The sequence below is a fragment of the Actinosynnema sp. NPDC059335 genome, assembly GCF_042752395.1.
GTDB lineage: Bacteria > Actinomycetota > Actinomycetes > Mycobacteriales > Pseudonocardiaceae > Actinosynnema.
The window spans coordinates 25,152-37,083 of the sequence record NZ_JBHYXZ010000039.1; the positions used below are offsets into that span (position 1 = coordinate 25,152).

Sequence of the window (11,932 nt, forward strand, 5' to 3'; positions counted from 1 at the left end):
GTCAGTATGTCCCGGACGGGTGGCCGTACAGACCGGGCCCCTTGATCACCACGTGCGCGAGGAACGCCGCCGAGGCCGCGTAGGACGCCTCGACCAGCTCGGCGGTGTGGCCGAAGTCGAGCGGGGTCACCGGTCGCACGGGAGGTCCCGGCAGGTAGACCACCGGCACGTCGGCGGAGGCCAGTTCGGCTTCCAGCACGGCCTGGTTGCGGGTGCTCAGCGTGGCCCAGAACAACAGCGCCTCGGCCAACGTCGCCGGCACGGCCGGCAGGTGCCCGGGGAACGCGCAGTCCAGCACGACCAGCGACTTCGCCCCCATGGCCAACGCCTGGCGGATGGGCACGTTCGCCAGCACGCCGCCGTCGTAGAGCACCCGGCCCTCCCGCCGGACGGCCGGGTAGACGCCGGGGATGGCGCTGCTGGCCAACACCGCCGACACCAGGTCGCCCGAGGTGAGCGCGACGGCGGAGCCGGTCACGGTGTCGACCGCCACCGCGCCGAACGGCAGGGTCAGCTCGGCGAAGTCCCGGTCGCCGCCGAGGCCGAGCCGGAGCACCTGCGCCAGCCCGGTGTTGGCGAACAGGTGGGTCTTGTGCTGCCGCAACGTCCTGGCCTGCGCGAACAGGCCGCCGGGGAACACGCGGGCGCGCGTCATGTGCCGCCAGATGGCGTCGAGCCGTTCGAACGCGCCCGCCGGGTCGAGCGCGAGCAGGGAGCCGTTGACCGAGCCGACGGACGTGCCGACGACGAGGTCCGGCCGCACGCCGCGCTCGGCCAGCGCGCGGAGCATGCCGACCTGGCCCGCGCCCAGGCTGCCGCCACCGCCGAGCACGAACCCGACCGGTCCGGGTAGGTCCACGGTCGGATCGTGCCACCACGACCGGGTGGCGGCACCAGGTCGCCTAGAGTGGTGAACGTGATCGTGTGGATCAACGGCGCGTTCGGCGCGGGCAAGACGACGCTGGCCGGGGAGCTGCGCGGTCGCCTCCCGGACGCCCTGTCGTTCGACCCGGAGCACGTCGGCTTCCTGCTCCGCGTGACCGCGCCGCCGCCGGGGACGGGCGACTTCCAGGACCTGCGGTTGTGGCGCAAGCTCACCGCGGAGATGGCCATCGGCCTGCACCACGACTACGGGCGGCACGTCATCACGCCCATGACGCTGGTGGAGCCGGCCTACCGGGAGGAGATCTTCACGCTCCTCGCCGCCGCGGACGTCCCGCTGCTGCACGTGTTCCTGGACGTGCCGGCCGACGAGCTGCGCCGCCGGATCGACGCCCAGGTCCTCGACCCGCACGACGCGGAGGCCGACGCGCGGGCCCGCGCGTTCCGACTGCGCAACGTGGACCGCTGCGTCGCCGCCCGCGACGACCTGCCCGCCGGCACGCTCGTGCTGCGCGGCGACCGGCACGACCCCGCCCAGCTCGCCGACCGGGTCCTCGCGGCGCTCCGGAGGGCCGAAGAAGCCGCGGCGGTCAGAACAGGGGCGTGAAGACGCACTCGAACCCGGCCTTGATCCCCGGCCGGTGGGTGGCGGCCATCCAGAACTCGCCGGGCCGGACCACGCCGCCCATGTAGGAGTTGAGGTCGGCGCTGGAGTCGGCCTGGCCGATGCTCGTGGTGGGCGGGCTCTGCGGGCCGACCAGCAACCGCATCCGGGCCGTCCGCCCGCCGACGAAGAACACGGCCACGTAGCCGAACGTCCTGGCGCGGTAGACGGTGTCCAGCGCGGCCTGGAAGCGCGGCTCGCCGACACCCGCCCCGGCCGCCCGGCCCTCCAGCGACCGCAGCGCGCCGTCCGCCCGTTCCGCCAACTCGTGCAGCCGCGCGTACCGCTCCTGGTCCTCGGACAACGCGCCCAGCAGCGTGCCGAGCCGTTCGACGCGGCCTTCCAGCTCCAGCACCCTGGCGTACAGCGCTTCGTCCCTCGATCCGAACACGTCCGCTCACCCCTTCCGGCGAACGGACGTTAAGGGCCGGGTGGTGCCCTACCGCTCCCAACTTCGCGGCGGTGGCGCCCACGTGGTGGTGAAGGCCGCCCACACCAGCGGCGAGCACGTCGGGTCGCCCGTCTGCTCCCAGCGGGTGGCGAGGGCGCGTTGCCAGTCGTTGAGCGCGGTCACCGGGTCGGGCGCGCGGTGGGCGGCGTCGACGGACAGGACGGTCGGCCCGAGGACGGGCGTCGGCGGGAAGCCGGGGACCAGCCGGCGCAGCCCCTCGTCGGTCGGCAGGGTCCAGCGCGTCGCCGTCACGTGCTCCGCGCCGCCGTGCACCATGGCCGTCACCAGGCCGGACGGTTCGGCGAAGCGCACGTCGCCGCCGCTCTCGCACGCCACCAGGGCGACCCGGGCGGGTATCCGCCACGGGCGCACGGGGCCGGGGCGGTGGCCCAGCACGAGGTCGGCGGCGGTCAGGGGGCGGTGCGCGCCGAGCGGTGCGGCCCGGCCCGCGGTGTCGGCGGCGCAGGACAGGTGCAGCCGCGCGTCCAGGCCGTGGTCGCCGGTGGTCACGTGGCCGACGTAGAGGAAGCGCGAGGCGCCGGCGAGGGCCCGTTCGAGGTGGTCGCGGTCCACGTCGTCGCGGCGGACGCCGCCGAGCGCGGCCAGTTCGGGGGTCGGGTCGCCGAGCACCGAGCCGAGGCCGGAGTCGTCGGCGAACCCCGGCACCACCGGGTCCAGCACGCCGACGACCGTCCCCTGTGGATCGAACGGGCTCACCCGGCGGGTCGGGGCGTTGGCCACGGTGGCGGGCGGCAGCACGGAGATCGTCAGGTCGTGCACCGCCCGTCCGCCCTCGTCCACGCGCAGCGCCTCCCACGGGACGAAGGCGGTCGACGGTGAGGGCTGGACCCGCAGGTGCGGCCGGACCCCCTGCGCCAGGTACGCGTTCAGCTCGACCGCGAGGCGGTGCGGCACCAGCGCCCGCGCCATCCTGGTGGCCAGGTCCCGCTCGCGGTCGTGGTCCACGAGCGGGCCGTGCGTCAGCGAGCGGCGCAGGGCCTGGTCGGCGGTCTCGCCCGGCAGCGGCGACGGCACCGCTTCGGCCCACTCCCGCAACGTGCCCTCCACGAGGTCGCGCGGCACGGCGATCACCCGCGGGTCGGCCGGCTCGTGCTCCCACCGCCACGACACGTACAGGTCGCCCGCGTCCACCAGCTTGAGCTGCACGGTCACCACGACGACACCGCCCGTTCCGACCGCACGCCCAGCCCGTACCGCCGCTCGGCCAGGTCGATCCAGGCGTCCAGCGCGGTGGGCGTGGCCGGGTCGGGCCGGACCCTCGGCGGCAGCTCGAAGCCCGCGTCCGGGAAGGCCGGGTCGGCTCCGGTGGCGAACCCGGCCGCGGCGTGCGGCAGGTGCGCGGCGGCGGGCGGCGGGGCGGGCAGCCGGACCAGCTCGCCGCGTTCCACCTCGACGACCCCCTCGGCCCTCAGGGACACCGCGCCCGCGAGGTGGTCCACGTACTCGGCGGCCAACGACGCGTCACCCACCGCCCGGATCGCCAGGAACGCCGACCGGGTGGCCGGTGCGGCGGCCAGCGCCACCCACCGCTCGCGCAGCGGCCCGTGCGGGAACCGCTGCCGCACGGCCTCCGCGGCCAGCGCGGCGGGCAGCGCCAGGTCCAGCGCCCGGCGGCCGATCCGTTCGCGTTCGGCGCCGGTCGCGGCCGCGGCCCGGCGCACCAGGGCGTCCGCGCGCCACCACGCCATGCCCAACGCGACGTGCCACAGCCCGGCGGCCTCGCACGACGTCGCGGCCTCGGCGTAGCAGGACTCGGCCTCGGCGTACCGCCCCGCCGCCTCGAACGCCGACCCCCGCACCTGGTGCAACGCCACGGACTCCAGCGGGGAGGCCGCGGGGAACAGCGCGAGCGCCCGGTCCGACAGCGCCAGGGCCTCGTCCGGCCGGCCGCGCAGGACGGCGACCGCCGCGCGGCCGTGCAGGCACACCGCCCGGCGTCGCGGGTCGTCGGCGAGGAGCGCGTCCGCCTCCCCGTACAGCGCGTCGGCCCGGTCGACGTCCGAGGACAGGTAGGCCAGGCGCGCGGCGCTGAGCAGGGCGGTGGCCTCGCCCGCGACGTCACCGGTGGCGGCGCTCAGGTCACGGGCCAGGGCCAGGTGCTCGGCCGCGCCGGGCAGGTCGCCGGTCGCGCTCGTGATCTCGGCCAGCGTGAGGTGGACGGACGCGGCCAGTTCGGGTGCGCCCGCGTACGCGAGGTCCAACGCGCGACCCGCCTCCTCGGCGGCTTCCGCGAACCAGCCGCCGGTCGCGAGCACGCGGGCCCGGACGGCGCGGACGGTCGCCTCGCTCCCGTCGACCGACAGGTCCAGGGCCTCCGCCAAGTCGGCCAACGCCTCGGGCAGCCTGGTCCGCGCGTGGTGGGCGGCGGCCCGGGACACCAGGGCGTTGAGCAGCACGGAGGCCGAGCCGTAGGCGTCGCCGACGACCGCCGACGCGGCCCGTGCCGCCTCGATCGCCTCGGTGCTCCAGCGCGCCGCGTCCTCCGGGTCGTCGGCGACCCCGGCGAGGTTGCCCGCGACGCCGGCCCGGCACACCACGGCTTCGACGTCGTCCGGTCCGGTCGACGTCGTCCCGACCTCGCGGTAGGCGGCTTCGAAGGCCGCCTTCGCGCCGGCCCGGTCGCCCGAGGCCAGCAGCACGCCGCCTTCGGTGTTCAGCTCCACGAACCGGTGCCACCGGTGCCCGAGCGGTTGCCGACCGGGGTTGTCGGACAGCACCCGGTACTCGGCCGCGCGCCGCTCGTCCCCCGCCTCGTCGGCCAGGAGCGCCAGGTTGGCGTAGAGGCCCGCCAGGTGCTCCGGCGCGTGCCGGGCGGCCAGCCCGACCGCTTCTACCGCGTCCGCCTCCGCTTCGGCGAGCCGGCCCGCCATCATCAGCAGGCCGACGCGGGTGCTGCGGAGCCCGACCTGGTGCTCGGGCTCGGTGTCCGCCAGCGCCGCCTCGACGTCCCGCCACGCCTCGTCCCACCGGCCCAGCCAGGGCAGCAGGTCGGCACGCGCCGCGACGGCCGTCAACCGGACCTCCCCCTCGCCGGTCTCGACCGCCTCGGTCAGCAGGTCCGCGGCGCGCTGCCGGTCGCCGGCCAGGTCGACCACGTGCGCCAGGTTCAGCAGGACCTGCGCGCGGTGCGGCGCCGGCGCGGTGAGCGCGGCTTCGAGCGCCGCGCGCGCCCCGTCGAGGTCGCCGGCGGCGGCCAGGTGGACGGCCCGGTCGTTCAGCTCGGCCCAGTCGGTCACCGGGCGGTCCGCTCGGTGAGGGTCGCGGTCGGCGAGCCGATCCGGGACCGGGCGTGGGCGACGATCGCCGCGCGGCGGGCCGGGGCGTCCGGGTCGGGTGCGGCGGGCGCGGCGAAGTCCGGCGCGTGGACCGTCAGCACGCGCCGGTCCGGGGGCAGCAGGAGCACGGCCGCCGACACGGGCGCGGCCCCGGTGATCCGACCCGCCGCGTCGACCCCGTCCAGGGCCACCTCGACGTCGCCGAACCGCGCCGCGAGCCGCGCGCCCGGCGACGGTCCCGGCACGACGGAGACCTCCAGCACCGTGCGCCCCTGCCTGCGCACGACGGCCCACCGGGCGGGGGCGACCGCGTCGACCGCGCCGTGCGGCACCAGCGCCCAGTCCACATCGGACTCGCCGGACAGCGCCGTGATCCCGGCCGTGCCGCCTCCTCCCCCGGCGGCGAGGGCGAACGCGCGCCTGCTCGGCGCCTCGGCGGGCCGCGGCCGCACGCCGTAGTCCTCGGCGAGCGCGGCGACCCGCTCGGCCAGCGCGTCCAGCTCCGGGTCGGTCGTCGGCACGTCGAGCGGCACGACCGACGCCAGCGCCCGGGTCACCGCGTCCGGGTCGTCCAGCAGGTGCTCCACAGTGGACAGCGCGACCGCGAGTTCCGCGTGCAGCACGGCGGGGTCCAGGGCGGGCACGCCGGCGGTCACCGACGCGGGCCACCACGCCTCCGCCCACGTGAGCCGGGCCGCGCGGCGGCAGGCGTCGCGGACCCGCCAGTCGCCGGCGGCGGGCACGTCCACCTCCTCCGCACCGCCGAGGACGGCGTCGGCCGCGTCGCCGTAGACCTCCCACAGCCACTCGGACGCGCGCTCCGGGTCGTGCACGCGGGCCGCGGGCACCGGGTCGTCGGCCAGGACGTCCCACGCGAGCACCGCGCCCGCGCCTTCGAGCAGGGCCACGACCTCGGGCGACGTGGGCCAGTCGCCGACCGCGAGGTCGGCCCCGCGGGTCACCCTCATGCCACCGCCTCCCGTTCGAGCGCCGAGCGCAGCCGGTCCCGCTGGTCCAGGATCACCGACCGCAGGACGCCGTCCAGCACGTCCCACACCTGGTCGGGCGTCACGGTGTCGTGGCGCAGCTCGCGGCCGTGCAGCCGCACCCACAGCCGCCGCAGGTACGCCTCGCGCACCCCGTGCACGTCCGCGCGGACCTCCGGCGGCGCGGACGACGGCACCCGCAGCACCCGGTGCACGTACGCCTCCCGCTCCCAGCGTGACCGCAGCCTGGCCGCGGCGGAACCGGGCTCGGCCGTCGGCGGGCCGGCGAGGTCGGCGGACGCGTCCCGGCCCAGCGCGACCACGAGCCGGCTCTCCTCCTCGGCGAGCTGCCACGGACCGGTGGACCGGGCGATCTCCCGCCGCACCAACGTCGGCACGTCCGCCAGGCCGGCCCGTTGGAACGCGTTGGTGAGCGGCGGGAACAGGCGCTCCACGATCGACCGGTCGAACGGACGGGGCAGGTTGGCCTTCGACGCGGCACGGCCCAGTTCCGGCCGCACGGGCACGTCCCGCGAGGTGAGGCCGTGCGCCAGCGCCACACCGGGCCGGTCGAGGTCGGCCGCGGCGGCGGCGCCGGCCCGGCTCGCGACCAGCGCGTCGAACAGGCCGTGGTCGGGCGCGACGGCGCAGGTGGCCAGGAAGGGCGCCGTGGCCGGCGGAGCCTGGACCACCGGTTCGCGGGCGGCCCACGCCGCGTCCAGCAGGGCGGTCAGCTCGGCCGCGCGGCCCGGATCGGCCACGAAGTCGCGCAGCGCGGCCACGGTCGGCCCGTCCCGCCCGTGCACCTCCTCCAGCACCACCGCCGCGACCTCGGCCGCGTCCGGCCCCGGCTCGCCGCGCCCGGTCGCCAGCTCGAAGCAGCGCTGGAAGTACAGGTCCTGCGGGTTGCCCTCGGTGATCCACCGCCGGCGGCGTTCCTTCTTCAGCACCACGAACCAGCTCGCGGTCGCGGCCAGCGCCGGGCCGGCGTCGGCGATCCGGGACAGCAGGGCGTCCGCGTGCTCGGCCGCGATCGCGCCCGCGGCGAACTCCGGGTTCTGCACGGGCCGCAGCACGAGCGGGTCGAGGATCAGCTTCACCGTCCGGGTGAGCGGTCGGCCCGCCGGGTTGCCCAGCGGCGCGACCGCGTCGCCCAGGCCGGCCCAGGCGCGGGCCACCAGCGCACCGCGCGGGATCGTGGCCGTCACGGCTCGGGCGGTGCTCACCGGGCCGAGCCTAGTCGAACCGGATCACCGCTGGTGGCGGCTTCGCGCCCGCCGTTGTTGGGACCGGTAGGCGCGCGGTCCGCACGACGCTTCCCCCACGACCACCGAACGGGGGAGACCGATGTACGAGACACCGCCGCAGTACCCGCCGGCGATGCCCTACGAGACGCCGACACGACGCCTCCGCTTCGTCCTGCCGCTGCGGCTGTTGCTGCTGCCCCTGGTCCTGTTCGCGGCGCTGTTCTTCGGCGGGTCCTACGCGATCGCACCGGAACCGGACGTCGAGGTGCAGCCGGGTTTCGCGTTCGCCGAGATCGACGGGCGGGACGTGGTGCTGGCCCCGTACGAGCGGCACGGCGCGCGCGGGATGTTCCAGTTGCTGACCCAGGACCTGTTCCAGGTGCGGCTCGCGGCCACCGACCCGGCCACCGGCGACGTGCTGTGGGACACCCAGCTGTCCGACGAGCTGGTCTGGGAGGCGTCCGTGCTGGCCGCCGGGCAGCGGTACGCCTACCTGGCCACCGACTCCGGGCTGGTCGTGATCGACCTGGCGGACGGTTCGGTGGTCGCCGAGGGCGCGGGCGTGCAAGGGCTCGGCGACGCGTACGCCGCGGTGCGCACGGCCTACGCCTACGACCCGGACCACCGCCGCGTCATGGCCATGAACGCCACCGGAGGGGTGGTGGCGATCGGGCTGGACGAGGCGGTGGCCGTGCCGGTCGACGCGCCGACGGCCGCGGCCTGGGCGGGACGCCTGTCCGTCGAGCGCGGTCCCGGCGCGCCGACCAGCGCGACCGGTGTCGAGGCCGTCCTCGGCGCCGGGGCCGAGCGGGTCGCGCTGCGGCGGGCGCCGGGCGGCGCGCCGGGGAGCGTGCTGGTCCGCGTCACGGCCGACGGCCGGGACCTCCCGGTCGGCGCGACCGTCTTCCACGACGCCCGGCTGGTGGTGGACGGCGTGACCGCGGTCGCCGCCGCCACCGGCCACGTGCTGGTCGAGCACCAGCGCTCGGTGAACGACCCCGGCCTCGCGCTCAGCCTGGTCTCCCTGGCCACCGGGCAGGTCACCGCCACGTTGGCGGTCGACGCCCGGGTGGACCGCGCCCTCGTCGGCCCGGACGGCCTCACGGCGATCGCGGCGGGCGAAGTGCTCGCCGCGGCCCGCGGCGACGGCCGGGTGGTGCCCCTGGACGTCGGCCTCGCCGGCTTCTTCGGCGCACCCCGCTGACCCCCGTCCGACACCCTGGAAGGACCTCACATGAAGATCGTCAACTGGCTCGTCCTGGCCGCCGGGCTCGCCCTCACCGCCGCGTGGGTCGCGGGCGGGCTGGCGGGCGACGACGCGTTCGCCTGGCTGAACGGCCTGCTGGTCGGCCCGGCCATCCTGCTGTTCGTCGTGCCGACCCTGTTCTCGGCGGGCCGGCTGCCGGGCGGCGGCCTCACGGCGCTGACCGGCGGCGTCCCCAAGGAGTTCCGGGGCGCGCCGATCGGCATGGGCACCGTCGTCGGGGTCGCGCGGACCGGCCTCTCCGTGAACGACCAGCCGCAGCTCGACATCCGACTGGAGGTGGACACCGCGGACGGCCGCACGTTCCCGGCCACCGCGCGCCAGGTCGTGGACCTCACCGACCTGGCGCTGGTGCGGCCGGGGGCGATCCTGCCGGTGCGCCACCTGCCCGACGGGCGCGCCGTGCTCGCGACCGACGCCCCGCCGCACGAGCTGCAGGCCGCCCTCGACCGCGTGCACGTGGCCAAGGGGTACCTGACACCGCACCAGCTCCGGATCACCGAGGAGGGCGTCGACACCCGCGCGGTCGTGCTCGACATGACGCCGACCGGGCAGCTGCCGGACGGCCGCACGGCGCTGCGGCTGACGCTGCGGGTGAGCCGGCCGGACGGGACCACGTTCGACGTCACGCAGGACAAGAAGCTCCCGCCCGTGTCGATCCCGCAGGTCCAGCCGGGGATGGTGGTCCGGGCGATGTACCTGCCCGACGACGAGTCGGACGTCGCGGTGCTCACCAAGGCGATGCCGTAACGGCCGCGACGCGCGCGGGGAGGGGTCGGGGTGCCCGAACGTGGACCGGCGGGCAGGGCACAATGGCTCGCTGTGAGCACAGCCATTCACCAGAGGATCGCCGACGAGCTGGGGGTGCGGGCCGGCCAGGTCAGCGCCGCGGTCGACCTGCTCGACGGCGGTTCCACCGTCCCCTTCATCGCCCGGTACCGCAAGGAAGCGACCGGCGCGCTCGACGACGCCCAGCTGCGCACGCTTGAGGAGCGGCTCGGCTACCTGCGCGAGCTGGAGGACCGCCGGGCGGCTGTGCTCGAGTCCATCCGGTCGCAGGGCAAGCTGGACGAGGCGCTGGAGGCGTCGATCCTGGCCGCCGACTCCAAGGCCCGGCTGGAGGACCTCTACCTGCCCTACAAGCCGAAGCGGCGCACCAAGGCGCAGATCGCCCGCGAGCAGGGCCTCGAACCGCTCGCCGACGGCCTGCTGGCCGACCCCGGGCAGGACCCGCAGGAGGCGGCCAAGGCGTACGTGACCGAGGAGGTCGCCGACGTCGCCGCCGCGTTGCAGGGCGCGCGGGCGATCCTGGTCGAGCGGTTCGGCGAGGACGGCGACCTCATCGGCGAGCTGCGGGAACGCATGTGGGGCCAGGGCCGGCTGGTGTCCAAGGTGCGGGAGGGCAAGGAGGAGGACGGCGCGAAGTTCGCCGACTACTTCGACTTCTCCGAGCCGTTCACCAAGCTGCCCTCGCACCGCATCCTCGCGCTGCTGCGCGGCGAGAAGGAGGAGGTGCTCGACCTCCAGTTCGACCCGGCCGACGAGGACGAGCCCACCGGCTACGAGGCGCGCATCGCGTCCCGGTTCGGGGTGGACGACCGCGGCCGGCCCGCCGACCGGTGGCTGGGCGACACCGTGCGCTGGGCGTGGCGGACCCGCATCCTCGTGCACCTGGGCATCGACCTGCGGTCGCGGCTGCGGGCGTTCGCCGAGGACGAGGCCGTGAAGGTGTTCGCGTCGAACCTGCGCGACCTGCTGCTGGCCGCGCCCGCCGGCACGCGCGCCACGATGGGCCTGGACCCCGGCTTCCGCACCGGGGTGAAGGTGGCCGTGGTCGACGCGACGGGCAAGGTCGTCGCCACGGACACCGTCTACCCGCACGTGCCGGCGAACCGGTGGGACGAGGCGCTGGCCAAGCTCGCCGCGCTGGCGCGGCAGCACCGGGTCGAGCTGATCGCGATCGGCAACGGCACCGCGTCGCGGGAGACCGACAAGCTGGCCGCCGACCTGGTCAAGCGCCACCCGGACCTGAAGCTGACCAAGGTCGTGGTGTCGGAGGCGGGCGCGTCGGTGTACTCGGCGTCGGCGTTCGCCTCGGCCGAGCTGCCGGGGCTGGACGTGTCGCTGCGCGGCGCGGTGTCCATCGCCCGCCGGTTGCAGGACCCGCTGGCCGAGCTGGTGAAGATCGACCCGAAGTCGATCGGCGTGGGCCAGTACCAGCACGACCTGTCCGAGGCGAAGCTGTCCCGCTCGCTGGACGCGGTGGTCGAGGACTGCGTGAACGCGGTCGGCGTCGACCTGAACACGGCGTCGGTGCCGCTGCTGACGCGGGTCTCCGGCATCACCGCCGGGCTGGCGGAGAACATCGTGCAGCACCGCGACACCAACGGGCCGTTCCGCTCGCGGCGGGCGTTGAAGGACGTGCCGCGGCTCGGCCCGAAGGCGTTCGAGCAGTGCGCGGGCTTCCTGCGCATCCCCAACGGCGACGACCCGCTCGACGCCTCCGCCGTGCACCCCGAGGCGTACCCGGTGGTGCGGCGGATGCAGGAGCGCGCGGGCGCGGAGCAGCTGATCGGCAACACCGCGGTGCTGAAGTCGCTGCGACCGCAGGACTTCGTGGACGACACGTTCGGCCTGCCGACCGTCACCGACATCCTGCGGGAGCTGGAGAAGCCGGGGCGCGACCCGCGGCCCGCGTTCAAGACCGCCACGTTCGCCGACGGGGTGGAGAAGATCGCCGACCTCAAGCCCGGCATGGTGCTGGAGGGCGTGGTGACGAACGTGGCCGCGTTCGGCGCGTTCGTGGACATCGGCGTGCACCAGGACGGGCTCGTGCACATCTCGGCGCTGTCCAACACCTACGTGAAGGACCCGCGGGACGTGGTGAAGTCCGGCGACGTGGTCCGGGTGAAGGTGCTGGAGGTCGACATCCCGCGCAAGCGGATCGGGTTGACGCTGCGGCTGGAGGACGAGCCGGGCCGCAAGCCGCCGCGCGAGCAGCAGCGCGACGGCCAGCGCGGTCAGCGCGGCGGGCAGCGCGGTGGCGGCGGCGGTCGGCCCCGCCAGCAGGAGCGGCCGCCGGCGAACGGGGCGATGGCCGAGGCGCTGCGGCGCGCGGGGCTTGGCGGCGGCCGATAGGGGT

10 protein-coding genes are annotated in these 11,932 nt (G+C 76.1%); 4 read left to right on the forward strand and 6 right to left on the reverse strand.

Going from position 1 to position 11,932, the window contains the following annotated elements:
• Position 1: 1 nt before the first annotated feature.
• Positions 2 to 859, reverse strand: coding sequence for a patatin-like phospholipase family protein (locus ACFXGA_RS14815; protein ID WP_378087990.1), 858 nt, complete (start codon positions 857 to 859; stop codon positions 2 to 4).
• 57 nt (positions 860 to 916) lie between these two features.
• On the opposite strand from ACFXGA_RS14815, the gene ACFXGA_RS14820 reads away from it, so the two are divergent.
• Complete coding sequence (locus ACFXGA_RS14820) at positions 917 to 1,489, forward strand: AAA family ATPase (protein ID WP_378087991.1); 573 nt, start codon at positions 917 to 919, stop codon at positions 1,487 to 1,489.
• On the opposite strand, the gene ACFXGA_RS14825 is transcribed toward ACFXGA_RS14820, so the two are convergent.
• Genes ACFXGA_RS14825 through ACFXGA_RS14845 form a run of 5 tightly spaced genes read right to left on the reverse strand, consistent with a single transcriptional unit; the run spans position 1,473 to position 7,505 of the window.
• Positions 1,473 to 1,937, reverse strand: coding sequence for a hypothetical protein (locus ACFXGA_RS14825; protein ID WP_378087993.1), 465 nt, complete (start codon positions 1,935 to 1,937; stop codon positions 1,473 to 1,475). The two genes, ACFXGA_RS14820 and ACFXGA_RS14825, sit on opposite strands and share 17 nt — an antisense overlap.
• A 48-nt stretch (positions 1,938 to 1,985) precedes the next feature.
• Positions 1,986 to 3,173, reverse strand: coding sequence for a CHAT domain-containing protein (locus ACFXGA_RS14830; protein WP_378087995.1), 1,188 nt, complete (start codon positions 3,171 to 3,173; stop codon positions 1,986 to 1,988).
• Positions 3,167 to 5,254 (reverse strand): hypothetical protein, encoded by a 2,088-nt coding sequence (locus tag ACFXGA_RS14835; RefSeq protein WP_378087997.1) that lies wholly within the window; start codon positions 5,252 to 5,254, stop codon positions 3,167 to 3,169. The genes ACFXGA_RS14830 and ACFXGA_RS14835 overlap by 7 nt, the downstream gene beginning before the upstream one ends.
• A complete protein-coding gene (locus ACFXGA_RS14840; RefSeq protein WP_378087999.1) occupies positions 5,251 to 6,261 on the reverse strand; it encodes a hypothetical protein in 1,011 nt (336 codons plus the stop codon). The genes ACFXGA_RS14835 and ACFXGA_RS14840 overlap by 4 nt, the downstream gene beginning before the upstream one ends.
• Positions 6,258 to 7,505 (reverse strand): hypothetical protein, encoded by a 1,248-nt coding sequence (locus tag ACFXGA_RS14845; RefSeq protein ID WP_378088001.1) that lies wholly within the window; start codon positions 7,503 to 7,505, stop codon positions 6,258 to 6,260. Before ACFXGA_RS14845 ends, ACFXGA_RS14840 begins: the two co-directional genes overlap by 4 nt.
• A 121-nt stretch (positions 7,506 to 7,626) precedes the next feature.
• On the opposite strand from ACFXGA_RS14845, the gene ACFXGA_RS14850 reads away from it, so the two are divergent.
• The 3 genes from ACFXGA_RS14850 (at position 7,627) to ACFXGA_RS14860 (ending at position 11,928) form a co-directional block, all read left to right on the forward strand.
• Positions 7,627 to 8,730, forward strand: coding sequence for a PA2928 family protein (locus ACFXGA_RS14850; protein ID WP_378088003.1), 1,104 nt, complete (start codon positions 7,627 to 7,629; stop codon positions 8,728 to 8,730).
• A 30-nt stretch (positions 8,731 to 8,760) separates the two neighbouring features.
• Positions 8,761 to 9,540, forward strand: a complete 780-nt coding sequence (locus ACFXGA_RS14855; protein ID WP_378088005.1) for a hypothetical protein — start codon at positions 8,761 to 8,763, stop codon at positions 9,538 to 9,540.
• Between the two features lie 72 nt (positions 9,541 to 9,612).
• Positions 9,613 to 11,928: a Tex family protein gene (locus tag ACFXGA_RS14860; RefSeq protein ID WP_378088007.1), complete on the forward strand. Its 2,316-nt coding sequence runs from the start codon at positions 9,613 to 9,615 to the stop codon at positions 11,926 to 11,928.
• Positions 11,929 to 11,932 lie beyond the last annotated feature (4 nt).